This window comes from Embleya sp. NPDC050493, assembly GCF_044458105.1.
GTDB lineage: Bacteria > Actinomycetota > Actinomycetes > Streptomycetales > Streptomycetaceae > Embleya.
In genome coordinates, this window is record NZ_JBITHP010000002.1 from 586,676 (window position 1) to 611,477 (window position 24,802).

Sequence of the window (24,802 nt, forward strand, 5' to 3'; positions counted from 1 at the left end):
TCGGCGTGCACCCGGGCGGCTCTCGTTGCGTCGCCGAAGCGCCGCTGAGCCTGCCTGCCGGACAGGAAACGGCCCGGGGGCGCACGAGTGCGCTCCGGGCCGTTGTCGTGTCGTCGGCCGCCGTGCTACTGCGGCGGGCGCATCCATACTGCCGGGTCCGGGACGAATCGGATGCGGAGGACGCCGTCCCGCAGGCCCGCGCCCTCGATGACGCAGCGGCGCAGGGCCGACGGGAGTTTGAACAGGCGGCGGTTGGGGCCGACCGTTATCACGAGTTCGTCGCCGCGGCGCAGCAGGTCCAGGTCGTCGCGGTCGGTGCCCGGCAGGGGCAGCAGCAGCGACAGGCGCTCGCCGTCGCGTTCGATCAGGTGCTCGTCGTCGATGGTGCCGCCCGGGCCGACCGGTGCGAAGTGGGCCGCCACGTCCGCGAGTTCGGTCGCGCCCAGTGGCTCGGCGGGCAGCATCGGGATCTGTGCCAGCGGCACCCGGGGGAACAGTGCGCACAGCGCGTCCACCGTCTCCCGTGCCACCTCGGCCCGGGAACGCACCGCCGGATCGGGCGAGTCGGCCGCGCTCACCCCGTTCACGATCACGTCCTCGATCCGGTGGCCGTACAGCGCGAGCGCCGCCGCGGCCCGCCGTGCCGCCGCCAGCGCGACCGTGCCGGGCCGGACCACCACGCGTACCGTCGTCGTCGGCGCGCTCACCAGCGACCGCAGCACCTCCAACTCGGTGCTCACCCGCCGCGCCGTGTCGTAGACCCAGTCCTCGGGCATCGGCACCCCCGCGACCGCGGCCAGCACCGGCCGCAGTGCCCGGGCCGCCTGGCGCTCGACCGGCAACAACCGGTCCAGGTAACGCGCCAGCCCCTCCGGCAGCGCAAGTGCCGGCACCGCGCGTTCGACGGCGGGCAGATCAACCACGATCAAGTCGTAGCGCCGCGCGTTCACCGCCCGCGCGAGCACCCGCAGCGCCAGCACGTCGCCGGCGCCGGGCAGCACGGTGATCTCCTCGGGATCCAGCGGATCCACCCCGACCACCGCGAGCGCCGCGCCCAACTGGCCCTGGACCAGCAGGAACTCGCGTTCGAACTCGGCCCGCGCGGCGACCCGCTGCACGGTCAGGTCGGGCAGGGCGTCGAACGGGTCCGTGCCCACCGGCACGTCGAGCACCGCGTCCACATCCCGCGTGCCGTCGGCCGCGAGCAGCAGCGTGCGTCGCCCGGCCCGTGCCGAGGCCACCGCGGTCGCCGCCGCGACGGTCGTACGTCCGGCCCCCGGAAGACCGGTGACCAGCAAAACCCGCGTCACCGCCGGATCAGCTCTCGACGCGCTTCTTGAGCCCGGTCAGGGCGCGGTCGATGATGACCTTCTCCGCCTTGCGCTTGAGCATGCCCAGCATCGGGATCTTGACGTCCACGGTGAGTTCGTAGGTGACGTCGGTGCCGCCGCTGATCGGGCTCAGCGCGTAGCGTCCGTCGAGTGCCTTGAGCATCTGGCTGGTCACCAGGGTCCAGCGCACCTCGCGGTCGCCGTCCCACGTGTAACCCAGCACGTGCTCGTCGCTGATCACGCCGGCGTCGAGCTTGAACCGCACGCGCATCGCGCGTCCGGTCGCCTTGTCGACCTCGAGGACCTCGGTCTCCTTGACTTCGCCGGTCCACTCGGGATAGCCCTCGAACCCCGCGATGACGGCCATGACCTCGGCCGGCGTGGCGTCGATCGTGATGGTCGAGCTGGTCCGTTCAGCCATCGTGAGGAGTCCTCCGGAAGCTCGCGTAGCTGTTATGGCTGTCCTGGACAGACATCACCGGATGTCTGCGTACAACCGATCCGCTCGAAGGCTATCGTGCCCGACCTGCGCGTACGCGGCACCGGCTCACCAGCTGAGGACGTACGGTTTCCCGGTGGCCTGGAAATGCCCCACGTTGACGCATTCGGTGCGTCCGATCCGCATCCGTGCCCGCAGCGGCTGGTGCACGTGACCGAACAGCACCAGATCGGGTCGGGTCTCGTGGATGGCCCGCAACACCGCCTCGCTGCCGCGCTCGAACCGGCGGGCCACCACGTCGTAGGTCAGGTCCGGCACGGCGGGCGGGATGTGGCAGCACAGCACGTCGACCCGACCGACCGCGGCGACCTTGGCCGCGTACTCCTCGTCGGAGATCTCGTACGGCGTGTGCATCGGCGTGCGCAGCCCGCCGCCGACGAAGCCGAAGGTCCGGCCGCCGATCTCGACGACCTGGCCGTCGAGCACGGTGACCCCTTCACGCGCGTAGTCCGGCCACAGGTCGGGCACGTCGACGTTGCCGTAGGTGACGTAGGTCGGCGTCGGGAAGGCAGCGAACAGCGCGGCGTACTGCCGGCGCACCGCCTGCTCTATCGCCGCGCGGGCACCGCCCGGCACGCCCGCCCACAACGACCCGGAGAACGTCCGGGCCTCGGTGAACCGGCGGGCGTTGCGCAGCGCGAGCAGCCTGCGGGTGTTCTCCACCCCGAACAGATCGGTGAAGATGCCCCGGTCGAGGTCGTGGTAGTCGAGGAAGAGCACCAGATCGCCCAGGCACACCAGGGCATCGGCGCCGTCGCCGGCGTGGGCGAGCGCCTCGGCTGCGCCGTGGACGTCGCTTACCACGTGGACCCGCATGCCCGTCACTTTACTGACGGCCCGGAACCGAAACCGACGGCGCGTCGGGGTTGTCTCCGTCACACCCGTGTCTCACGGCGAATCGATACTCTCGACATGGACCACCGAATCGGGACGGACGGGCCGTCGGTCGGCGGACGGGTTCCGCGTGGATCCGGCCCTGCGGCGGTCCGTGGCGTGAGACGGGGCACAGGATCCGCGTGACCTCTGTCCCCCGGACCTACTTGCCAGTAACGTCTGGCCCCGTCAACGACACGCCGGCGACATCGACAGACGACACACAGACAGACACAGACACAGACAACGGCAAACGGCAGCGCCGAACCCCGGCGCCGAGACCGCAACGAGGAGCATCAGTGCGCGAGTGCAGCGTCCCGGCCCTGGCCGAGGTTCCCGCCGAGGGCAACCTGACCGACCTCATCAAGCGCAACGCCGCGGAGGCACCGGATGCCGCGGCGCTCGCCCGCAAGGTGGGCGGACGCTGGACCGATGTGACCTCGACCCGGTTCCTGGCCGAGGTGTACGAGGTCGCCAAGGGCCTGATCGCGGCGGGCATCGAGCCCGGCGACCGGATCGGCCTGATGTCGCGCACGCGCTACGAGTGGACGCTGCTCGATTTCGCCATCTGGTGCGCCGGCGCCATCTCGGTGCCGGTGTACGAGACCTCCTCGGCCGAGCAGCTCGAGTGGATCCTGTCCGACTCGGGCGCGCGTGCGGTGATCGTGGAGAACGCGGCGCACGAGGGCGCGGTCGAGCGGGCCCGGGAGCGCCTTCCCGAGCTCAAGCACGTGTGGCGGATCGACGAGGGCGACGGCGAGGCCGCGGTGGCCGCGCTCACCGCCGGCGGGCGCGACGTGGCCGACGCCGTGGTCGAGGAGCGCAGCGCGACCCTGCGCGCCGACTCGGTGGCGACGGTCATCTACACCTCCGGGACCACCGGGCGGCCCAAGGGCTGCATCCTCACGCACGGCAACTTCCAGGCCGAACTGGGCAACGTGGTCGCCCTCCTGGACCGGCTGTTCATCCCGGAGAAGTCGAGCTGCCTGCTGTTCCTGCCGCTGGCGCACGTGCTCGGCCGGATCCTGGAGATCGGCTGCATCATGGCGCGCGTGCGCGTCGGGCACTGTCCGGACGTCAAGGACCTGACCAAGGAACTCGCGTCCTTCCAACCGACCTTCGTGCTCGCGGTGCCCCGCGTGTTCGAGAAGGTCTACAACGCGGCCTCGGCCAAGGCGCAGGCCGACGGCAAGGGCAAAATCTTCGACATGGCCGCCGACACGGCGATCGCCTACAGCGAGGGCATGGACGCGGCGAGCATCAGCCTGGGCCTTCGACTCAAGCACAAGGTGTTCGACAAGCTGGTCTACGGCAAGCTGCGCGCGGCGCTGGGCGGCCAGGCCACCCACGCGATCTCCGGCGGTGCGCCGCTGGGCACCCGGCTCGGCCACTTCTTCCGCGGCATCGGCTTCACCGTCCTGGAGGGCTACGGCCTGACCGAGACCTGCGCCGCGCACACGGTCAACCCGGCGGTCGGGATCCGGATCGGCACGGTCGGGCGGCCGGTGCCCGGCTCGGCGGTACGCATCGCCGAGGACGGCGAGATCCTGGCCAAGGGTCCGAACGTGTTCACCGGCTACTGGAAGAACGAGGCGGCCACCGCCGAGGCGTTCGAGGACGGCTGGTTCCGCACCGGCGACATCGGCGTGCTGGACGACGACGGCTTCCTGACCGTGACCGGGCGCAAGAAGGAGATCCTGGTCACCGCGGGCGGCAAGAACATCGCACCGGCCGTGATCGAGGACCGCATCCGGGCCCACCCGCTGATCAGCGAGTGCATGGTGGTCGGCGATCGCCGCCCGTTCGTCGGCGCGCTGATCACCATCGACCCGGAGGCCTTCCCGACCTGGAAGGAGCAGCACGGCAAGCCCGCCGACGCGACCGTCGCCGACCTCGCGGACGACCCGGACCTGCTGGCCTCCGTCCAGGACGCGATCGACGAGGGCAACAAGGCCGTCTCGCGGGCCGAGGGCGTGCGCAGGTTCCGGGTGTTGACCATCAACTTCACCGAGGAGAGCGGCCACGTGACGCCGTCCCTCAAGCTCAAGCGCAATCTGGTGCTGCGGGACTTCGAGCAGGACATCGAGAAGATCTACGAGGGCTGAGCACCCGGGCCGAGCCCGAGCGGCGTCGTGCGCCGGCGTTCACCACACCGAAGGCGGCCGGTCCGGGGATTCCCGGGCCGGCCGCCTTCGGCACGTCGTGCGTCAGCCCGCCCACTCCGGATCCAGCAGCCCGCGCAGCCGCCCCGACAGCAGGTCCCAGCGCCACTCCCGCTCCACCCAGCGCCGCCCCGCCGCGCCCATCCGGGCGGCCTGCGCCGGGTCGGCCAGCAGGCCCGCCACCCGGTCCGCGACCGCGGCCGGCGAGCGGCCGTTCACCACGTACCCGGTCTCCCCGTCCAGGACCGCGTCCGGCGCACCGCCCGAGTCGCCCGCCACCACCGGTCGGCCCACCGCGGACGCCTCCAGGTAGACGATGCCCAGGCCCTCCACGTCCAGCCCCCTGCGCCGGGTCCGGCACGGCATCGCGAACACGTCGCCGGCCTCGTGGTGCGCGGGCAACTCGGCCCACGGCACGGCGCCGGTGAACACCACCGAATCGCGCACGCCGACCTCGTCCACCATCGCCTCCAGCCGGTCCCGGTACGGCCCGGCGCCGACGATCAGCAGCGCCGCATCCGGCACCCGGCGCCGAATCCGCGGCAGAGCCTGGATCAGTACGTCCTGGCCCTTGCGCGGGACCAGGCGCGACACGCACACCACCACCGGCCGATCGCCCAGCCCGTGCCGGGCGCGCACCTCGGCCCCGCCCACGTCCGGGCGGAACACCTTCTCGTCCACGCCGGGCGGCAGTTGCACCATCCGGGCGGCGGCGGCCGGGGTGAGCGCGGGGGCGATCCTGCTCCGGGTGTACTCGCCCAGGTAGGTGACGGTGTCCACTCCCTCGCCGATCCGCCGCAACAGCTGCCGCGCCCCCGGCAGCACCGCCCAGCCCGCCTCGTGTCCGTGGGTGGTGGCCACCAGCCGCTCGACGCCGACCGTGCGCAGCTGCGGCGCCATCAGGCCCAGCGGCGCCGCCGCGCCGAACCACGCGGTGTCGCAGCCCTCGGCGCGCGCGATCTCGCGGGCCCGGCGTACCGCACCGGGGGTGGGCACCAGCATCGGCGTGCGGTCCCGCACGACCGGGAAGGGCTGCTCCGCGTCGAACGCGGCCATCTCCGCCCGGTCCTTCCACGACGACGTGTAGACCACGACGCCGTCGGCCGGCAGCCGCAGGGCCATGGAGTGCACGAAGGACTGGATGCCGCCGGGGCGGGGCGGGAAGTCGTTGGTGACGATCAAGGTCTTCATCACGATCGAGGATCCCAGACCGGCGGGTCGGGGATCCCGCGGCACCCGAGCGCGACCCCGGACGGAGACGGTGTCCGCCGATCCCGGACCGAGGCGCGGACCCGGCCGCGCCGCCGACGGGGCCTGCGGAGCCGAGGCAGCCGACAGGGCCGACAGGGCCGACTAAACCGATCCGCGGGTGTCTGCCTCGATACGATCCGTCGGTGAGCCCTCCCCAGTCGCAGCGCATCCGGAACCCGTTTCGGACCCCGTCGGGCGCCCTGTGGACCATCGTGCTCGTCTGGGCGGCGACCCGGCTGGTGCTGCTGCTGATGGTCACGGAGGTGCTGCCGAATCCGTGGCCGTTCGTGACGGGCGACGTGCGGTTCATCTACCGCGAGTGGTACGACGTGCTGCGCTCGGGGACCTTCCCGGTGGACGACGTGCGCTGGCAGTACCCGCCGGGCGCGGCGGGAGTGCTGCTGCTGCCCGGGTTGTTGCCGTTCGACTACGCGACCTCGGTCTACCTGGTGATGATCGCCGCGGACGCGCTGGTGTTGTGGCTGCTGGCCCGGACCATCCCGCGCGGCGCCGCGCCCCACGGTGCGGCCCTGTGGGTGGTGGCGGTGCCGCTGCTCGGGCCGATGATCCTGGCCCGCTACGACCTCGCGGTGACCGCGCCGACGGTGGCCGCACTGCTGCTGATCGGCAGCCGGCGCACCGACCGCAACCTGTTCGCGGGCCTGCTCGCGGGTTTCGCGGCGGCGATCAAGGTGTGGCCGGTGCTGATCTTCGTGGGGCTGCGCGGGCGCGGCCGGATGGCCCGGGTGTACGGGTGGACCTTGCTCGGCGGCGCGGTCGTGGTGCTCGCTTTCGCCGCCGCGCTGCCCGGCGCCTTCGCGTTCCTGGGTTACCAGCGCGAACGCGGCATCGAGGTCGAGTCGGTGTTCGCGTTGCCCTTCCACATCGCGACCCGGTTCGGCTGGAGCGGCCGGGTGCAGGAGAGTTACGGCTCGCTGGAGTTCCACGGCCCGTACGTTTCGGCGATCGGCCGGCTCAGCCTGATCGCCAGCGTGCTCGGTTTCGCCTGGCTGCTGCTGTGGCGGGTGCGGGCCCGCCGGTTCACCGGCGCGACGGCGTGCGACGCAGCGCTGTGCGCGCTACTGATCTTCGTGGTGACCAGCCGGGTGATCAGCCCGCAATACCTGGTCTGGCTGATCGGTCTGGCGGCGGTGTGCCTGCTGCGCCCGGACACCACGCAGCGTCCGGTGGCCGTGCTGCTGCTGTGTGCGATGCCGCTGACCCTGCTGGAATTCCCGATCTGGTTCGGCGAGTTGCTGGGCTCACAGGTCAAGGCGGTACTGGCCCTCGGGCTGCGCAACGCACTGCTGGTGGCGGCCACGGTGGTGTCCGGGCGGCGATTGTGGCGGGCGAGTCGGGCCGTCGAGGATGTGGGCGAGGCCCAGGCGCCGGATCGGGCCGCGGCGGTCGGTGCCGCCCGGCGGCCGGCCGAGACCTCCGTATAGGGGAGCGGGGGAGCCTGCCCGAGGTCCGGTCCCGCGCCCTGCGGCGGTGTGTGGGCCGACCGAGGATCCTGCTTTCGCCGCCGGCTTCGGGTTGTTCGCCGGCGGTTCTGTTCGCGTTGGGGCGGGGGAACGCGGACAATGCGTCGGATGGGTCCTGATGAGCGGGTGACGGGTAAGGGTGCGGCCGAGGACGCCGCGGACGCGCGGGCGGATACTACGGACGAGGTGCCGCCTGCGGCCGCGGGTGCGACGGAGGACGTGCGTACCGAGCGGGACGACGCCGAGCGGGCCGATCCCTGGGCGCGGCTCGGGGAGGAGGCGCGCAAGCTCGCCGAATCGTTGAGTGGGGCCGACAAGGGGGACGAGGCGCCCGCGGCGCGGTTGGCCGAGGAGGCGCGCAGGTTGGCCGAGACGCTCGTGGAGCAGGCCGGCGCGGTACGCGAGCAGGTCGTGCGCAGGCATCCCGAGGTGGCCGCGCACCTGGCCGCGGCCGGGGCCGAGTTGGCGTCCGCGTACCGGGCCTTCGTGGGCGATCGGGAGCGTCGGTGGGCCGCGAAGCCGGCGGAGACCGAGCGGATTCGGCTCGACGACGAGTAGCGGGACCGGGCGCTGCGGCGGCACGCCGTCCGGTCACCCGCGAACGGGCGTCGGCGCGGGCCGCACCGCCGCCGGCCGCCCGTCCGGTCCGCCGGCGCCCGGGCGTCCCCGCGGTGACCTGCGGGCGTACGGGTGGGGTTGACCCGGGGAAGGGACCAGTACGATCCGTTGCGGGCAATGCACGCGAACGAGCTTGGGACGACATGGGACTCACGATCGGTGTCGACATCGGTGGCACCAAAATCCTCGCGGGCGTGGTCGATGCCGACGGGGTGATCCTCGATCGGCTCAAGGTCGCCACCCCCAAGGATGCCGATGGCACCGCGCAGGTGATCGCCGAGGCGGTCGACACCCTGCGGCAGAACCACGTCGTGGAGGCGGTCGGGCTCGGTGCGGCCGGATTCATCGGCGCGGACCGGTCGACCGTGCTGTTCTCGGCCAACGTCGGTGCGTGGGTCGGCGAACCGCTGCGTGATCGCATGGAGGCGCTGATCGGCCTGCCGGTCGTGGTGGAGAACGACGCCAACGCCGCCGCGTGGGGCGAGGTGCGCTACGGCGCCGCCGCGGGCCACACGAACGTGATGTGCGTGACCGTCGGCACCGGCATCGGCGGCGCGATCGTGTTCGGCGGCGAGTTGTACCGGGGCGGCGGCGGGATAGCGGGTGAACCCGGACACATGCGGGTGGTCCCCAACGGCATCGCCTGCCCGTGCGGCAACTACGGCTGCTGGGAGCAGTACGCCAGCGGCAGCGCGCTGACCCGCTACGCCCGCGACCGCGCGGCCGGCATGCCCGAGGCGGCGGAGAAGCTGCTCGCGCTCGGCAACGGCACGCCCGCCGGGATCCAGGGCCCGCACGTGACCCAGGCCGCCCTGCTCGGCGACCCGGTGGCGCTCGCCGCCTTCCGCGAACTCGGTACGTGGCTCGGCCAGGGCCTGGCCGACCTGTCGGCCGTGCTGGACCCCGCCGCGTTCGTGATCGGCGGCGGCGTCTCGGACGCGGGCGACCTGCTGCTGGTCCCCGCCCTGGAGACCTACCGCAGTGTGCTGCGCCGGGGCCACCGGCTCGGCGCCGAGGTCGTGGTGGCCACCCTGGGCAGCGACGCGGGCCTGGTCGGCGCGGCGGACCTGGCCCGGCACTGACCCGAACCGCGACTTCGCGCGGACAAGCACCGCCCGCGGAACGGCCCAAGGACAACGGACAACCACTGCCTGTGGGCCGGGTTCACGGGCAACCACCGCCCGTGGTCCGGGCGCACGGGCGACCGCCGCCCGTGAACCAGGGGCACGGGCAACCACCGCCCGTGGAACGGGCACACGGACAACCGCCGCTCGTGGACCGGGCGGTCGTACAGCTGGTCGATCGTGGTTGGGGCCTGCCGGCCCGAACCGGGCAAGGGGGCTCCAGTGACTGTCGGTACCGGTGAGATCCGGGTCATGTCGTACAACGTGCGTTCGTTGCGCGACGACCGGGAAGCCCTCGTCCGCATCGTCCGGCACTGCGCGCCCGATCTGCTCTGCGTCCAGGAGGCGCCGCGGTTCCTGCGTTGGCGGCACTCGGTGGCCCGATTCGCTCGCGAGTGCGGCCTGGTGGTGATCACCGGCGGCGGCACCGCGTCCGGTCCGCTGCTGCTGGGCGACCTGCGGGTGCGGGTGCGCCGGGCGCACGACGTGTTGTTGCCGCGTACGCCCGGGCTGCACCAGCGTGGCATGGCCACCGCCGTGGTCGAGGTCGATGGCGCCGAATTCGCGGTGGCCAGTACGCACTTGAGCCTGGACGCCGCGGAGCGGTCGGCGCAGGCCGAGCTGGTGCTTCGTCGGCTGGCCGGGCTCGGCGTCGAACACCGGGTGCTGGCCGGGGACTTCAACGAATCGGCCGGTCGTCCGGCGTGGGACCGGTTGGCCGCGGAGATGCAGGACGGTTATGCGGTCGCGCCCTGGGGCTCGGAGTTCACCTCGCCGCGTCGGGATCCCGGCCGACGGTTGGACGGCGTGTTCGTGTCCCGGGGCATCGAGGTGCTCGCGTGCGGTGTGCCCGACGACGTCACGGACGCCGACTACACCGCCGCCTCCGACCACCGCCCGGTGCTGGCCGCCCTGCGGGTGCGCGGCGCCTGACGGCGGGTCGAGAAGGTAGTACGGATCATCCGGAGCCGGAGCACCCCGAGCCGCCGGCCGGGTCGGGTCAGGGCTGGAAGCTCGCCTTGAAGCCGGCCAGCAACTCCTGTGTGGCCGGGTCGTTCCAGACCGCCTCCGGGGTGTCCATGTACAGCGAGTAGCCCCGCCCGGACGGAACCGTGAAGCCGAGGTTGAGCACGTGGTGCCTGGTGCCGCTGCCGTAGGTGAAGTGCCAGGCGGCGGCGGGGTAGTCGCGGTAGGTGGCCTTCTCGATGGTCAGCCTTTGGTAGTTGCTGAAACTGCCGCGCACTTGGGGTTCCAGCTCCTTCCAGTCCTCGACCGGGTCGGTCGGTGAACTGGGGACGGTGTCCACGTTGAGCTTGAGCGTGCCCTCCGCGTTGGCGAAGAACTCCTGCGAGTCCACGGTCTTGACCTTGCGCCACCCCGGAGGCAGACCGATCCGATAGCCGGTCGTGCCACCCGTGTACGAAGTCCAGCCCGCCGGCAGGCCGTTCGAGCCGTTCGAGCCGGTCGCAGGCGGTTGGGTCTGCGGCGTGGTCTGCGCGGGCGGGTCGCTCGGGCTGCTCTGCGGCGGGTCCGTGTCCGGTGGCGGCTGCGTGGCCTGGCCCGCGGCCGGGGCCGTCCCGGCGGCGCTCGGCGAGACCGGAGAAGTGGTCTGCGGGGCGCCCGAGTTGTTGTTGCCGCTGTCCTTCGCCCTGGGTTTCTTGTCGTCCCCGGGGGCGATCAGGAAGAGGATCAGGCCGACCACGACCCCGAAGACCACCAGCGCGGCGATCGCGGCGGGCCACGGCAACCACGGGAAGGTGCGGGCCGGGCGGTCCTCCCGGACCGGTTCGGCGCTTTTCCGGGGCGGTGGGACGAGGGGCGATGCCATCTCCTCGGCGTCCCGGGGTATTTCGTCGGAGTCCGGTTCGACGGAACGCGCCGGGGGTATCGCCGCGGGTATGGACTCCGCCTCGGGCGCGGGCAGGGGCGGCACCGGTATCGGCACCGCGCGGGTGGCCGCGTTCTCCACCCGGATCTCGCGCAGCGCGTCGCGCAGCATGGCCTCGGCCTCCGCCGCGTCCGGCCGCTCCTGCGGATCCCGGGCCAACAGCGCGCGCAACACCGGGTCGAGCGCACCGGCGTGTTTGGCCGGCGCCGGGTCCTCGCTGACGATCGCGGTGAGCGTGGCCAGCGGCGTGGAGCGCTCGAACGGGGCCTTGCCCTCGACCGCCGCGTACAACGTCGCGCCGAGCGACCACAGATCCGAAGCCGCCGTCGGATTCAGGCCCTTGGCCCGTTCCGGCGGGATGTACGCCGGCGCGCCGAGCACCACGCCCGACTGGGTGACCGACGAGTCGCCCTCGACCACCGCGATGCCGAAGTCGCTGAGCACGGCCCGGTCGTCGAGCGTGATCAGCACGTTGCCGGGCTTGACGTCACGGTGCAGGATGCCGGCCGCATGCGCGGTACGCAGTGCGTCGATCATGGTCAGGCCGATCTCGGCGACCCGATCGGCGGTCATCGGGCCGTCCCCGCGGATCACCTCGGCCAGCGAGCGCGAGGGGACCAACTCCATGACGATCCACGGCCGATCGTCCTCCTCGACCACGTCGTAGACGCGGACCACCGAGGGGTGGCTCAGCCGGGCGGCGGCGCGGGCCTCCCGGGCGGCGCGCTCGCGCAGCCGGGCTCGCTCGGCGTCGTCCGCCCCCGGCTGCGGCAACATCTCCTTCACCGCGACCTCGCGGCCCAGGACCTGGTCCCGAGCCCGCCAGACCGCACCCATGCCGCCTCGCCCGAGTCGTTCGGCGAGCAGGTAGCGCCCGCCGATCAGGCGTCCCTCGTTATCCGCGTCCACGCAAGGAAGGTACCCGGACCCGGACCCGCAATGCGGCACGACGTCCCGTCGAAACCCGTCGTGATCCGACCGGATGACGTCGGGTCAGACCACCGCGCCGTCGTCCGGGTCGTCCTCGTCCCGATCTCGCCGCATCCGTGCCACCAGCGCGACGAATCCGCCGGTGAACGCGGTGAACGCGGCGAACGAGGTCCACGGCCCGACCGGGCGACCGAGCAGCACCGACACGAGCAGGTAGAGCGGACCGCCGACCAGTGCGATCCAGGCGATCTTGGTGGCCGCGTCGGTCTTGGGCAGCGGGGGCGGCGGAGGAGGTACGAAGTGTTCCTCCGGGTCCTCCTCCAACTCGTTCATCACCGGCGGTCCCGGTGGCGCGAGCGAGTAGTCACGCGGTCCCGCGGCGGGCACCCCGACCTTGAACGACCCGTCGGTCGGCGGCTCGTCGCGCTCCGGGCGATCGCCGCCCAGGTCCTCGGCGACCGGCCAGCGCGGGACCGGGTCGGCCACGTCATTGTCGAAGGACGCGACGATCTGCGCCCACACCTCGTCGTCGCCCGGTCGTTCGGCGGGCGACCCGGGTTCGGCCCGCTCCGCGTGTTCCGCCCGATCGGCACCTTCCGCGCGCAGCGGATCCACCTTGGGGATGTCGGCGGGTCCGGCCGCCGCCTCCTTGGCCCGGGAGCGGGGCGAGGACGGCTCGGTCAGCGAGCGCAGGATCGCCCGGGCCCGCGACGTCGCCGCCGCGTCCACCCACAGGCGTTCGATCTGCTCGGGTTCCTCGTCCGGATCCCGGGGCTCCAACGTCGAGACGTACGCCGCGACCCCCGCGTCCCGCAGGGCGACCAGCATCACGTCCGCCGCCTCGGGATCGAGGTCGGTCAGGGGCTTGAAGGACTCCGCGTCGAGTCCGTTGCCACGTCCGCGCACCGTTCGTTCAGTCCCTCTCGGCCGTCTCCGGGGTCCGTGCGTCCGGCGCGAGCCGGCGGACGAACTCCAGACTGGATGCGAAGATCCGTTCCGCGTCGTGATCGAGCGTCGCCACGTGATAGCTGTCGTTCAGCAGGACGTCGGTGACGTCCGTGGAGGAGATCCGGGCCAGCACCGTCTCGGAGTTGGCCGGCGAGACCACGTGATCGTGCGGGCTGTGCAGAAGCAGCACCGGCTGGGTGACCTGCGGCAGGTCGGCGGAGACCACGCGCCACAGGCGGGACAGCGAATAGGCCGCCTTGACCGGTGTGCGCGGGTAGGCCAGCTCGACCGAGCCTTCCTTGCGGATGTCCGACGCGATGCCGGCCACCGACGGTATGACGTGGCGCAGCACCGGCAGCAGCCTGACCTTGGGGTCGTCGGCCTGCACGGACGGGTTGACCAGCACCAGGCCGGCCACCTTGTCGCCGTGCTGCTGGGCCAGTCGCAGGGCCAGTCCGCCGCCCATCGACAGACCCATCACGAACACCGTGTCGCAGCGCTCGCGCAACCGGTCGAACGCGCGGTCCACGGTCGCGTACCAGTCGTGCCACGTGGTCAGGTTCATGTCCTGCCAGCGGGTGCCGTGACCGGGCAGCAGCGGCAGCGACACGGAGAGGTCGGCCGCGGCGAGGTATCGGGCCCACGGCCGCAGCGACTGCGGCGTGCCGGTGAAGCCGTGGCACAGCAGGACGCCCACGGGCCCGCCGTCGTGGTGGTGGGGCTCGGCACCGGGCAGGATCGACACCAACGGGCTCCTTCGGGTGACGGGCTTGGCGGGACGAGCCGGCCGGTGGCCGCCACGAAGGTGTGGTGGCCGGCGGACGACGGCGATACAGGTTCCATAACGGGGTCGACAGGCGAGTGGTTCCGCCTGCTACTCCCAACACCTGGGCGCTCCGGAATCGTCCCACGGGGGTGCGCGATGCGTACAGCGGCGCGAGGCGGGTCACACCCGCCCCGGGATCCCCGCCCCCGACCGGGGTCGCGAGCCGGGCGGACCGTTCTCGCGGCCGGTCCCGCGGGTCGGCCCGACGAGGCCGTACGGGGGTCCGGGCCGGAAGGGATGCTCTAGGGTTCGTCCTGTCCCGAGGAGGAGGTCAGGGTTGTTCTACCGGCTGATGAAGATGATCGTCGGCCCCGTATTGAGGCTCTTCTTCCGCCCCTGGGTGGAGGGTGAGGAGCACATCCCGGACCGGGGCCCGGCGATTCTGGCGAGCAACCATCTCTCGTTCTCGGACTCGTTCTTCCTGCCCGTCGTGGTCCCGCGGCGGATCACCTTCCTGGCGAAGTCGGACTACTTCACCGGACGCGGCGTCAAGGGCCGGCTCACCGCCGCGTTCTTCAAGGGCGTGGGCCAACTCCCCGTGGACCGCACCGGCGGACGGGCGAGCGAGGCCGCGCTGAACGCCGGCCTCAAGGTGCTGCGCGAGGAGCACCTGTTCGGCATCTATCCCGAGGGCACCCGCTCGCCGGACGGCCGGCTGTACCGGGGCAAGACCGGGATCGCCCGGCTGGCGCTGGAGTCGCACGCGCCGGTGATCCCGGTGGCGATGATCGACACCGAGAAGATCCAGCCGCCCGGCAAGATCGTGCCCAAGGTGATGCGGGTGGGGATCAAGGTCGGCGAGCCGTTGGACTTCTCCCGCTACGAGGGCATGGAGGACGACCGCTTCATCCTGCGCGCGATCACCGACGAGATCATGTACGCGCTGATGGAGTTGTCCGGCCAGGAGTACGTCGACGTGTACGCGGCCGACGCCAAGAAGCGGATCGACGAGGCCCGCAAGCAGGCGGCCAAGGCGGCCGACAAGACGGCGGACGCCGTCGACCCGGACGCCGCGCCCACCCCGAACGACGAATCGGGCGGCCCCGGCCGACCCGCCGCCTGACCGGGCGCACTCGGCACATCCTGGGGGTTCACGTGGGGGTCGAACAGTCGCTGTGGCGGGCACTCACGGTCTTTCGGGTGCTCGCGCTGAGCTATGCGATCGTGCGCTTCGCCCAGGTCGCGGACGAGTACCGCTATCCGGTCGGCGGGTGGGCCATCATGGCACTGCTCACCGTCTGGACGGCGGCGACCGCGTACGGCTTCCGCAGCCCCACGTTCCGCGCACCGCCGCTGCTGATCATCGACGTGTGCGTGGCGGTCAGCTGCGTGCTGGCCACCCGCTGGCTGGACGATCCGGAGCGGGTCGCCCAGGGCACCATGACGCTGCCCACCGTATGGGCCTCGGCGCCGGTGCTGGCCTGCGCGATCAAGGGCGGCTGGCGGACCGGCGCACTGGCCGCGTTGGCGATCGGCGCCTCCAACGTGGCCGAACGCGGCGCGCTCACCGCCGACAACCAGCACAACACCGTGCTGTTGCTGCTCGCCGGCGGTGCGGTCGGCTACGTGGTGCAGATCGCCCGGGTCAGCGAGCAGGCGCTGGCCCGCGCGCTGCAATTGGAGGCGGCCACCCGCGAGCGGGAGCGGTTGGCCCGGGACATCCACGACAGCGTGCTCCAGGTGCTCGCCCTGGTCCAGCGCCGCGGGGCCGAGATCGGCGGTGACGCGGCCGGCCTGGGCAGGCTGGCCGGCGAGCAGGAGGTGGCGCTGCGGCAGTTGATCTCGGCGACGCCCGCCCGGGTCGAATCGGCCGACCTGCCCGGATCCGGCGCGGACGGCGACCCGGCCCGACAGGATCTGCGGGTGCTGCTGGGCGCCTTCGCCGGTGCCCGGGTGACCGTGTCCTCGCCGGGTACGCCGGTATTGCTGCCGACCCCGGCGGCGCGCGAGGTGACCGCGGCGGTGGCGGCGGCCCTGGACAACGTGCGTCGGCACGCCGGCGAACAGGCCAACGCGTGGATCCTGGTGGAGGACGAACCGGACGAGATCGTGATCAGCGTCCGGGACGACGGCCCGGGGATGGCCCCGGGGCGGCTGGAGGCGGCCAGGGCCCAGGGCCGGTTGGGCGTGGCCCAGTCGATCGAGGGCCGGGTGCGCGACCTCGGCGGCAGCGTGGTGTGGTCGTCGGTGACGGGAGAAGGCACCGAGTTGGAGTTCCGGGTGCCGAGGCAGGGGAGCGGATGAGCGACACGAATACACCCACACCGACGGCCGAACCGGCTCCGACGCCGCTCAAGGTCCTGGTCGTCGACGACCACCCGATGTGGCGCGAGGCGGTGGCCCGCGACCTCGCGGCGGCGGGCTACGACGTGGTCGCCACCGCCGGGGACGGTCCCGAGGCGGTACGCCGGGCCCGGGCCACCTCGCCGAACGTGGTGATCCTGGACCTGCACCTGCCCAAGCTGCCGGGCGTCGAGGTGGCCCGCGAACTGGTCCGGCACGACCGGTCGGTACGGATCCTGGTGTTGTCCGCCAGCGGCGAGCAGGAGGACGTGCTGGAGGCGGTCAAGGCGGGCGCGACCGGATACCTGGTCAAGTCCGCGAGCCGCGAGGAACTGGTCGACGCGGTGGGCCGCACCGCGATCGGGGATCCGGTGTTCACCCCCGGGCTGGCCGGGCTGGTGCTCGGCGAGTTCCGCCGGATGGCCACCGATCCGCCGCGCAAGGACGCGGACAGGGGCCCGGCCGCGCCGCGGCTGACCGACCGGGAGACCGAGGTGCTGCGGATGGTCGCCAAGGGCCTGTCCTACAAGCAGATCGCCCAGCGGTTGTTCCTGTCCCACCGCACGGTGCAGAACCACGTACAGAACACCTTGAACAAGCTGCAACTGCACAATCGGGTGGAACTCGTGCGCTATGCCATCGAGAAGGGTCTGGACGACTGATCCGGCCGGCGCCCGGGCCCTGTCCGGTCCGCCGGACAGGGCCCGGGCGTGCGCGTCTTCGTCGGGACCGGATCCGAGCCGATCGATCCGATCAAGTCGGGTACCTCGAACGGGTGGTGGGAAGAGTCGAGGTGGCTTCTCGCACCGGTAGCGTGGGCCGCGAATCGTGCCGGACGGAAGAAATCGGAGATTTCGATGCGTGTCGGAGTACTGACCGGCGGCGGCGACTGCCCGGGACTGAACGCGGTGATCCGGGCGGTCGTCCGCAAGGGCGTCCAGGACTACGGGTACGACTTCATCGGCTTTCGGGACGGCTGGCGCGGCCCGCTCGAGGGCGACACCATGCCGCTGGACATCAAGGCCGTGCGCGGCATCCTGCCGCGCGGCGGAACCATCCTGGGCTCGTCCCGGACCAACCCGATCAAGGTCGATCGCGGCATCGAGCGGATCCGGGAGAACCTGGCCAAGCTCGAGGTGGACGCGCTCGTGGCGATCGGCGGCGAGGACACCCTCGGCGTGGCGACCCGCCTGCACGAGCACGACGTCAACGTCGTCGGTGTGCCCAAGACCATCGACAACGACCTCAACGCGACCGACTACACCTTCGGTTTCGACACCGCGGTCAACATCGCCACCGAGGCGATCGACCGACTGCACACCACCGCCGAGTCGCACCGCCGGGTGCTGATCGTCGAGGTGATGGGCCGGCACGCGGGCTGGATCGCGATCCACTCCGGGATGGCCGGCGGCGCGAACGTGATCCTGATCCCCGAGCAGAACTTCGACGTCGAAGAGGTCTGCGGTTGGGTGGACAGCCGCTTCCGGACCAACTACGCGCCGATCATCGTGGTCGCCGAGGGCGCGATCCCGCTGGCCGGCCAGATGGTCACCAAGGACCGCACGCTGGACGCGTTCGGCCACGTCAAGCTGTCCGGCATCGGCGACTGGCTGGCCTCGGAGATCGAGAAGCGCACCGGCCACGAGGCGCGCACCACCGTGCTCGGCCACGTGCAGCGCGGCGGCACGCCCACCGCGTTCGACCGGTGGCTGGCCACCCGGTTCGGCTTCCACGCGATCGACGCGGTCAACGCGGGCGACTGGGGCAAGATGGTCGCGCTGCGCGGTACGGACGTGGTGACCGTGCCGCTGGAGGCGGCGACCCGCGAGCTCAAGACCGTGCCGGCCGCCCTGTACGACGAGGCGAAGGTGCTGTTCGGCTGATTCGCGAGCACGGATGACGCCGGGTCAGGCGTCGGGCCCGGGCACGGTCCCGACGCTCTCCCGGCGGTTCTTGCGCGCGAAGTGCACGACCGTCCCGCCGATGCCCGCCAGCGCGATCCAGACCGCGACCGTGGCGAGGGTGAACGGGTCGTCGTCGTCCTCCCTGCGCTGCCCGGCCGCCGAGTCCGACGCGGTCGGCGGCAGTTCGGGCCGCAGTTTGGGGGTGCCGGTCGGCGCGCCGGGGTTGGCCACGTGGAACACCTGGAAGTCGCTGCGGGAGGCGAGCCGGGCCGGCACCTGCCCCGGGGGGCCGCCGCCCGCCAGCACCGCCAGGTCGCCGCCCGCCACCGGGGAGCCGGTCGGGATCGACACCCGGATCGCGATGGTGGCCAACTCGCCGGGCGGCACAGGGCGTTGCTCGTCCCAGGGCTGGGGTGCCAGCGCTCCGGACAGGTGAGCGCTGCGGCCGTTCGCCGGATCGGTGAGCACCGTGAGCTCGACCGGGTTCCAACCGGGTCGGTAGGTGTCGTAGGCCTCGACCAGGAGTTGCCCCGGTGTGATCGGCGACTGTCCGGTGGTGAATATCAACTCCGGCCGCACCCCGGGGATGATCCGGTCGGTGTCGTTGGAGAGGGTGAGCCGGAACTCGGCGGCGCCACCACCCGCCCGCAGCCAGCCGGGCACGCCGGTCAGCGCGAACGTCACGCCGGCGCCGCGTCGTTCGGTCGGCAACACCTTCGCGTTACCGCCCATCCGGTCCGGCCCGGCGTCCGGCACGGACGGGGCGCGGCTCTCGCCGGGCCGCGGCGGACGGGTGGGCAGGCCGCCGTCCGGTCCGAGCAGCATCGCCTCGACGGAGACGCCGTTCGTGAAGCGCGGCTCGCCGTCGGTGGAAGGAGCCGTGAGTCGGGGACCCACGCCGACGCTCACGAACTGCGCCGGGACGTTCGCCGCGATGGAGAACCGCACCCGGAACTCGACCGAGGCGCCCGGCGCCAGCAGACCCGAGGTCTCGCCGCGCCCGCCGGGGAACGGCAGCGGCGCCCGCGAGTCCGCGTCCAGGGGGGTGAGTACCCAGGTGCCCAGGGTCGGGTCGAGCACCTCCACCCGGGCCTGGTCGGGGGTGATCCGGCGATCCCCGGTGATCGACAACATCGGGGCCAGGGACAACGCGGTCGGCTCGGTGTTGCGCAGCTTCGCGGTGACCTCGACGGGGGTGGCCGGCCTGATCCGGTCCGGCAATCCGGTCAGCTCGACCGGTTGGACCTCGGCCGCCGCCCGGTCGGCGGACGGTTCGGGAACCGGCGCGGCGTTCGCGAGCGGCGAGCCGAGCAGCACGAGGAAGGCCGTCGAGGCGAGACAGCGGCGCAGGCGCATGCGGGGTACCCGTCGTAGGAAGGAGCGTGCTCGACCGTCGGTGCGAACGGCCGGAGCCTACCGGGCGGTACGCGCCGGCCCCCACTCATATACGGGTGCGGGCCGGCCGCCGGTTTCACCGCTCAGGAGCCGTGCCGATCGCCCGCGCGGCGCAGTCGGATCACCGGGATGTCCCGCTCGGTCTTGTGCTGGTAGCTCTCGTAGGGCGGGTACACCTCGACCAGGTGCGGCCACACCCGCGCCTTCTCCTCGGGGGAGAGCGTCTCGGCGACCGCGGCGAACCGCTCGGTCTCCACGCGCAGCCGCACCTGCGGATTGGCGGTCAGGTTCAGGTACCACAGCGGGTGGTGGTCCGAGCCGCCGAGCGAGGCCACGATCAGGTAGTCCTCGCCGTCGCGTCCGTAGATCAGCACGGTGCGGTGCCAGATGCCGCTCTTGCGGCCCAGGGTGTCCAGGAGCAGGCACGGCGAGCCCTGCATCGTGATGCCCTTGGTGCCGCCGGACTCCTCGTAGAGCTTGGCCTGGTCGGCAACCCACTTGCTCGGGCTGGGCGTTGCGTCGAGCTCGGACATCCGTGCCTCCGGGGGTGAATCGGGATGATCCGATTCACCCTAGTGTCGATCGGCCGGTCGATCGGGCAGGCCGGGGGGAACACGCGCGGCGGTGCGATCGGGCCGCGCGTGCCTCGGCCAGCGCGGTCAGGCGGGCGTTCCAGGGGGCCGCGTGGGTGGCGCCGATGCCGCGTGCGCACTGGTTGGTGGCGGCGAACACGAAGGTCTCCATCGCCTCCCCGGAGACCGTCCGCCAGCACGCGAACCGGTCCGCCCACGAGGCCGCCTGCTCGGCGGTGTGTCCCTCGTCCATCAGCCGGCTGGCCACGAGCGTCACCTCGATCCACGCCGGACCCCGGGCGGGCTGGGCCCAGTCGACCAGGTAGGCCCGGGGACCCCGATCGCCGATCAGCACGTTGTGCGGATGCAGATCGGTGTGCAACAGGCTCTCGCCGCGCAGGAGTTCCAGCTGGCGGCTGGTCAACAGCGAGCGCCAGCGCTCCTCGATCCGCGGGAGCGGCAGATCGCGGACGGGGACCCGGCCCAGCCGGCGCAGCGCGTCCGCGACCAGCGGCAGATCCGCGGTCCCGGGCGCGAAATCGGCATGCCGGCCGACGATGTGGTCGAAGCCCAGGAGCACCCAGTCGTCCAGCCGCACCTCCCAGCGCAGCCGTGGCGACACGGTGCCCACGTGCGGGGCGACCCGGGCCTCCACCCGCTGTTGTGGGACCGCCGGGTGATCGCGCGGGACACCCTTGACGAAGTAGCGGGACCGTTCGGTGGTCACGATCGCGGCGAACTCGCAGTTGAATCCGGCCCACACCGTGGCGACGGCCAGCACGCGTCCCGCACACCGTTCGACCGCGGCGCGCGCGTCCGTGGGCAGTTCGTCCCAGAGGATGCGCGGCGCCGTATGGAAGTGCGGCGGCGGGAGCGGCGAATCAGCCATCGGCTTCCGGTGGTGACGGTGGCAGCGGGCGCGGCCCGCCGAAGGTCACTCCGCACTTGCGGCAACGTTTGCGACCGCTCCAGTCGACGGGGTCGTGCGGCGGACAATCGGAGCCCACGGGAACCCCCTCCACTGGAACCGGTCAACGAACGGGGTCGAGCATCCTCCGTCGCACCGTGGCGAGCAACGCGATTATGGTCGCACGCCGGTGCGACGCCGGGGCAGGTCCCGGCCCATCGGCGGGCCGGTTCCGAGCGCCGCGGCCGCGGCGCGCCCGGCCGTTTCGGACCGGGCGCCGCCGCGCGTTCGGGAGCGGATCTCACAGTCCGGCGAGCAACTCCCGGACGATGCCCAGGCCGTTGTGGGTGAGCACCGACTCCGGATGGAACTGCACACCCGCGAGCCGCATCCGGCTCGACCGCAGTGCGTGCACCTGGCCGCTCTCCGGGTCCGCGGCGAACTCGACGTTGGGCACCCCGGCGGCCGGCCGCACCGCCGCGAACGCGTTGTAGAAGCCGACCTGCTCCGGCCGGCCGAAGAAGTCGATCCCGACCTGCTTGCCCTGATACGGCCGCGCCTTGCGGATCAGGTCCAGGCCCAGTTCACGGGCCAGCAGCTGGTGTCCCAGGCAGACCGCGAGCAGCGGCCCGCTCGCGTCCAGGCGGGTCCGCAGCAGCGCGCCCATCAGCCGGATCTTGCGGTGCGCCGAGTCCCTGGGGTCGCCCGGTCCCGGGCCGAGCACCACCAGTTCGGCGGTGCGCACCCGCCGCGAGGTCACGTCGTCGTAGCTGCGGACCTCCACGTGCAGCCCGAGTGTGCGCAGCACGTGCGCGAGCATCGCGGTGAAGGTGTCCTCGCCGTCCACCACGAGCACCTGCCGGCCCGCCAGCTCCGGGGCGCGCAGCGCGTTCTCGTCCCGCGGCCGGAGCCAGAACGGGGCGAGCGCGGTGTTGCGCGCGGCCAACAGCGCGGCCACCTCGGGGTCGGCGGCGAGCATCGCGCTCGTGCCCTGCGCGGCGGCGGGCACCACACCGAGCGCGGCCAGCACCCCGGCCGCCTTCGCGTGCGTCTCGGCAACCTCGTCCTCGGGGGTCGAGTGCCGGACCAGGGTGGCGCCGGCGGGCACCCGCAGACCGCCGTCGGGCGTGATGTACGCGGTCCGGATCAGGATCGGCGCGTCCAGCGTGCGCCGGCCCAGCTCGTCGCGCCCGATCAGCGCGAGCACGCCGGAGTAGTAGCCGCGCCCGGTCGGCTCGTGCCGGCGGATCACCCGGCACGCGTTCTCCAGCGGACTCCCGGTCACCGTCGGCGCGAACATGGTGCCGCGCAGCACCGCGGCGACGTCGTGCGAGGTGATCCCGCGCAGCAGGTACTCGGTGTGGGTGAGGTGGCCCATCGGCTTGAGGAAGGGGCCCTCGACCGCGCCGCCGAGGTCGCACACCTCGCTCATCATCTTGAGTTCCTCGTCGACGACCATGAACAGCTCGTCGATCTCCTTGGGGTCGCGCAGGAAGGCCAGCAGCCCCTCGCGCGAGGGGCCCTGGGCCGGATGCCGGTAGGTCCCGCTGATCGGGTTCATCACCACCTCGCCGCCCACCGAGCTGACGTGCCGCTCCGGGCTGGCGCCGACCAGGGTGAGGTCGCCGGTGTGGATCAGATACGTCCAGTAGGCGCCGCTCTCCCGGGTCAGCAGTCGGCGCAGCAGGGTGCCCGCCGAGGCCGGCGTGTACCCCTCGATGTGATCGCGGTAGTCGCGCCGGATGACGAAGTTGGCGCCCTCGCCGGTGCCGATCTCGTCCTCGATCACCCGCTTGACGATGGTGGCGTAGGTCTCGTCGTCCACGTCGAAGCCGCCGCCGCGCAGCTCGACCGGCACCTGCGGCAGCGCGGCGAGCACCTCGTCCAGCGGCAGGCGGCGTTGCTCGGTGACCTTCAGGCAGCGCAGCGGGGTGCCGTCCTCGCGGCACTCGAAGCCGCGCTCGCGGATCTGTGCGTACGGCACCAGGGCGAGCAATTCGTGGCCGGGGCCGCCGGCGGCGGGCAGCGGGAGGTCGGCGAGGTCGCGCACATCGACGATCTCGCCGGTGAGCAGCTCGACCTCGGACGAGTGCTCGCGACGGATCAGCGCGAACGGCGGCGGTGCGTCGGAGAACAGCGGGGACAGGGCGTCGGCGGTGCGCATGGGTGCTCCTCGGTGGGGAAGAGACGCCCTCCCGACCGGGCGATCCGCCGGTTGTCCGTCTCGTCCGGGGAGGAGGTCCGCCCGGTCCGGGAAAAACAAAGGGCCGCCCTGCCGGGCGGCCGTCGGATCGTCAAGGTGATCGCGAAGTCAGCGGGCCGCCGCAGGGACGGGCCACCAGGAACTCCGATGGAAATCGATCGCGATCACGGCCGGAGTCTATCGGGCGGGCCGAGTCGGCGTCTCGTTCTCCGGGCGATGGACCCAAACGGGTTGCCACTCCGCTTAGTCTTGAGCGGTGACCCTGAACGACATCGAATCCTGGCGTACCCTCCCGGCGGCCCAACAGCCCGAGTGGCCGGACAACGAGGCCCTGGGCTCCGCCCTCGCGGACCTCCGCTCCTATCCGCCGCTCGTCTTCGCCGGTGAGTGCGACCAGCTTCGTGGTCGGCTCGCATCGGTGGCGAAGGGCGAAGCCTTCCTGCTCCAGGGCGGTGATTGCGCGGAGACCTTTGCCGGCAACACCGCCGACGCGATCAAGAACAAGCTCAAGACGCTGCTCCAGATGGCCGTCGTGCTGACCTACGCGGCCTCCGTGCCGGTGGTCAAGGTCGGTCGGATGGCCGGGCAGTACTCCAAGCCGCGCTCCAGCGGCATGGAGACGCGCGACGGGGTGACCCTGCCGTCCTACCGGGGCGACGCGGTCAACGAGCTGGCCTTCACCGAGGCCGCGCGCACGCCGGACCCCGAGCGGCTCAAGCGCATGTACCACTCCTCCTCCGCGACGCTGAACCTGGTTCGCGCGTTCACCACGGGCGGCTACGCCGACCTGCGCCAGGTGCATGCCTGGAACCAGGACTTCGTCGCGCTGTCGCCCTCGGGCGAGCGCTACGAGCGGCTCGCGGCCGAGATCGACGGCGCGATGCGCTTCATGCACGCGTGCGGGACCGACCCCGAGGAATTCCGCACCGTGGAGTTCTACGCCAGCCACGAGGCGCTGATCCTGGACTACGAGGACGCGCTGACCCGGGTGGACTCGCGCACCGGCGACCTGTACGACGTGTCCGGCCACATGGTGTGGATCGGCGAGCGCACCCGGCAGCTGGACGGCGCGCACGTGGAGTTCGCGTCCCGGATCCGCAATCCGATCGGCGTCAAGCTCGGCCCGACCACCACGCCCGAGGACGCGCTCGCGCTGATCGACAAGCTGGACCCGAACCGCGATCCGGGCCGGTTGACCTTCATCGTGCGCATGGGCGCGGGCAAGGTCCGGGACAACCTCCCGGCGCTGGTGGAGAAGGTGGCCGCGGCCGGCGCCCAGCCGGTGTGGGTCTCCGACCCGATGCACGGCAACACGTTCGAGGCGTCCAGCGGGCACAAGACCCGCCGCTTCGACGACGTTCTGGACGAGGTCAAGGGCTTCTTCGAGGTGCACCGCGCGCTCGGCACCCACCCGGGCGGCATCCACGTCGAGCTCACCGGCGACGACGTCACCGAGTGCGTGGGCGGCGGCGACGAGATCTTCGTCGACGACCTGCATCAGCGCTACGAGACGGCGTGCGACCCGCGGCTCAACCGCAGCCAGTCGCTCGACCTCGCGTTCCTGGTCGCGGAGATGTACCGGAAGAGCTGACCCGGCGTCGGCC

21 protein-coding genes are annotated in these 24,802 nt (G+C 72.2%); 10 read left to right on the forward strand and 11 right to left on the reverse strand.

The genetic code is table 11. The annotated features are described in order from the left end of the window. Positions 1 to 125 precede the first annotated feature (125 nt). The 3 genes from ACIBM5_RS05845 to ACIBM5_RS05855 form a co-directional block, all read right to left on the reverse strand. Positions 126 to 1,310, reverse strand: a complete 1,185-nt coding sequence (locus tag ACIBM5_RS05845) for an ArsA family ATPase (RefSeq protein WP_396005580.1) — start codon at positions 1,308 to 1,310, stop codon at positions 126 to 128. Positions 1,311 to 1,317: 7 nt separating this feature from the next. Further along, the gene (locus ACIBM5_RS05850; protein ID WP_396005581.1) at positions 1,318 to 1,752 is read right to left on the reverse strand and encodes an SRPBCC family protein; all 435 of its coding nucleotides are present in this window, start codon (positions 1,750 to 1,752) and stop codon (positions 1,318 to 1,320) included. Positions 1,753 to 1,878: 126 nt separating this feature from the next. Beyond that, positions 1,879 to 2,646, reverse strand: a complete 768-nt coding sequence (locus ACIBM5_RS05855) for a metallophosphoesterase (RefSeq protein ID WP_391582679.1) — start codon at positions 2,644 to 2,646, stop codon at positions 1,879 to 1,881. 356 nt (positions 2,647 to 3,002) lie between these two features. Here ACIBM5_RS05855 and ACIBM5_RS05860 point away from each other — a divergent pair, with 356 nt between their 5' ends. Then, positions 3,003 to 4,808, forward strand: coding sequence for an AMP-dependent synthetase/ligase (locus tag ACIBM5_RS05860; RefSeq protein WP_391582678.1), 1,806 nt, complete (start codon positions 3,003 to 3,005; stop codon positions 4,806 to 4,808). Between the two features lie 102 nt (positions 4,809 to 4,910). On the opposite strand, the gene ACIBM5_RS05865 is transcribed toward ACIBM5_RS05860, so the two are convergent. Beyond that, positions 4,911 to 6,059 (reverse strand): glycosyltransferase family 4 protein, encoded by a 1,149-nt coding sequence (locus ACIBM5_RS05865; RefSeq protein ID WP_396005584.1) that lies wholly within the window; start codon positions 6,057 to 6,059, stop codon positions 4,911 to 4,913. 200 nt (positions 6,060 to 6,259) lie between these two features. Between ACIBM5_RS05865 and ACIBM5_RS05870 the strand changes: the two genes are divergently transcribed. The 4 genes from ACIBM5_RS05870 to ACIBM5_RS05885 all read left to right on the forward strand — a co-directional run bounded on the left by ACIBM5_RS05870 (position 6,260) and on the right by ACIBM5_RS05885 (position 10,275). Then, positions 6,260 to 7,561 carry a glycosyltransferase 87 family protein gene (locus ACIBM5_RS05870; protein ID WP_396005585.1) on the forward strand — a complete coding sequence of 434 codons (1,302 nt, stop codon included), beginning with the start codon at positions 6,260 to 6,262 and terminating at the stop codon, positions 7,559 to 7,561. A gap of 147 nt (positions 7,562 to 7,708) precedes the next feature. Continuing rightward, the gene (locus ACIBM5_RS05875) at positions 7,709 to 8,158 is read left to right on the forward strand and encodes a DUF5304 family protein (protein ID WP_396005586.1); all 450 of its coding nucleotides are present in this window, start codon (positions 7,709 to 7,711) and stop codon (positions 8,156 to 8,158) included. Positions 8,159 to 8,361: 203 nt separating this feature from the next. After that, entirely contained in the window at positions 8,362 to 9,300 is a 939-nt protein-coding gene (locus tag ACIBM5_RS05880) for an ROK family glucokinase (RefSeq protein ID WP_391582674.1), read from the forward strand. Positions 9,301 to 9,564: 264 nt separating this feature from the next. Continuing rightward, positions 9,565 to 10,275 (forward strand): endonuclease/exonuclease/phosphatase family protein, encoded by a 711-nt coding sequence (locus ACIBM5_RS05885; protein WP_396005587.1) that lies wholly within the window; start codon positions 9,565 to 9,567, stop codon positions 10,273 to 10,275. A gap of 67 nt (positions 10,276 to 10,342) precedes the next feature. Here ACIBM5_RS05885 and ACIBM5_RS05890 read toward each other — a convergent pair whose 3' ends face one another. The 3 genes from ACIBM5_RS05890 to ACIBM5_RS05900 all read right to left on the reverse strand — a co-directional run bounded on the left by ACIBM5_RS05890 (position 10,343) and on the right by ACIBM5_RS05900 (position 13,853). Next, the gene (locus tag ACIBM5_RS05890) at positions 10,343 to 12,139 is read right to left on the reverse strand and encodes a protein kinase (protein ID WP_396005588.1); all 1,797 of its coding nucleotides are present in this window, start codon (positions 12,137 to 12,139) and stop codon (positions 10,343 to 10,345) included. 84 nt (positions 12,140 to 12,223) lie between these two features. Beyond that, positions 12,224 to 13,066 carry a hypothetical protein gene (locus ACIBM5_RS05895; protein ID WP_396005589.1) on the reverse strand — a complete coding sequence of 281 codons (843 nt, stop codon included), beginning with the start codon at positions 13,064 to 13,066 and terminating at the stop codon, positions 12,224 to 12,226. Positions 13,067 to 13,073: 7 nt separating this feature from the next. Further along, positions 13,074 to 13,853, reverse strand: a complete 780-nt coding sequence (locus ACIBM5_RS05900; RefSeq protein ID WP_391582670.1) for an alpha/beta hydrolase — start codon at positions 13,851 to 13,853, stop codon at positions 13,074 to 13,076. Positions 13,854 to 14,211: 358 nt separating this feature from the next. Between ACIBM5_RS05900 and ACIBM5_RS05905 the strand changes: the two genes are divergently transcribed. The 4 genes from ACIBM5_RS05905 to ACIBM5_RS05920 all read left to right on the forward strand — a co-directional run bounded on the left by ACIBM5_RS05905 (position 14,212) and on the right by ACIBM5_RS05920 (position 18,100). Continuing rightward, positions 14,212 to 14,997 carry a lysophospholipid acyltransferase family protein gene (locus ACIBM5_RS05905; protein ID WP_396005590.1) on the forward strand — a complete coding sequence of 262 codons (786 nt, stop codon included), beginning with the start codon at positions 14,212 to 14,214 and terminating at the stop codon, positions 14,995 to 14,997. A gap of 32 nt (positions 14,998 to 15,029) precedes the next feature. Next, positions 15,030 to 16,178 (forward strand): MacS family sensor histidine kinase, encoded by a 1,149-nt coding sequence (gene macS / locus ACIBM5_RS05910; protein ID WP_396005591.1) that lies wholly within the window; start codon positions 15,030 to 15,032, stop codon positions 16,176 to 16,178. Further along, positions 16,175 to 16,879: a response regulator gene (locus ACIBM5_RS05915; RefSeq protein WP_391582667.1), complete on the forward strand. Its 705-nt coding sequence runs from the start codon at positions 16,175 to 16,177 to the stop codon at positions 16,877 to 16,879. Before macS ends, ACIBM5_RS05915 begins: the two co-directional genes overlap by 4 nt. Before the next feature lie 195 nt (positions 16,880 to 17,074). Next, positions 17,075 to 18,100 carry a 6-phosphofructokinase gene (locus ACIBM5_RS05920; RefSeq protein ID WP_396005592.1) on the forward strand — a complete coding sequence of 342 codons (1,026 nt, stop codon included), beginning with the start codon at positions 17,075 to 17,077 and terminating at the stop codon, positions 18,098 to 18,100. Positions 18,101 to 18,124: 24 nt separating this feature from the next. Here ACIBM5_RS05920 and ACIBM5_RS05925 read toward each other — a convergent pair whose 3' ends face one another. The 4 genes from ACIBM5_RS05925 to ACIBM5_RS05940 all read right to left on the reverse strand — a co-directional run bounded on the left by ACIBM5_RS05925 (position 18,125) and on the right by ACIBM5_RS05940 (position 23,159). Then, positions 18,125 to 19,477, reverse strand: coding sequence for a hypothetical protein (locus ACIBM5_RS05925; protein WP_396005593.1), 1,353 nt, complete (start codon positions 19,475 to 19,477; stop codon positions 18,125 to 18,127). 122 nt (positions 19,478 to 19,599) lie between these two features. After that, entirely contained in the window at positions 19,600 to 20,049 is a 450-nt protein-coding gene (locus ACIBM5_RS05930; protein WP_391582664.1) for a nitroreductase family deazaflavin-dependent oxidoreductase, read from the reverse strand. A 34-nt stretch (positions 20,050 to 20,083) separates the two neighbouring features. Beyond that, complete coding sequence (locus ACIBM5_RS05935) at positions 20,084 to 20,977, reverse strand: phosphotransferase family protein (RefSeq protein WP_396005594.1); 894 nt, start codon at positions 20,975 to 20,977, stop codon at positions 20,084 to 20,086. A gap of 319 nt (positions 20,978 to 21,296) precedes the next feature. Further along, entirely contained in the window at positions 21,297 to 23,159 is a 1,863-nt protein-coding gene (locus ACIBM5_RS05940; protein WP_396005595.1) for an anthranilate synthase family protein, read from the reverse strand. 295 nt (positions 23,160 to 23,454) lie between these two features. On the opposite strand from ACIBM5_RS05940, the gene ACIBM5_RS05945 reads away from it, so the two are divergent. Then, positions 23,455 to 24,789 carry a class II 3-deoxy-7-phosphoheptulonate synthase gene (locus tag ACIBM5_RS05945; protein ID WP_391582661.1) on the forward strand — a complete coding sequence of 445 codons (1,335 nt, stop codon included), beginning with the start codon at positions 23,455 to 23,457 and terminating at the stop codon, positions 24,787 to 24,789. The last annotated feature ends 13 nt before the right edge of the window (positions 24,790 to 24,802 follow it).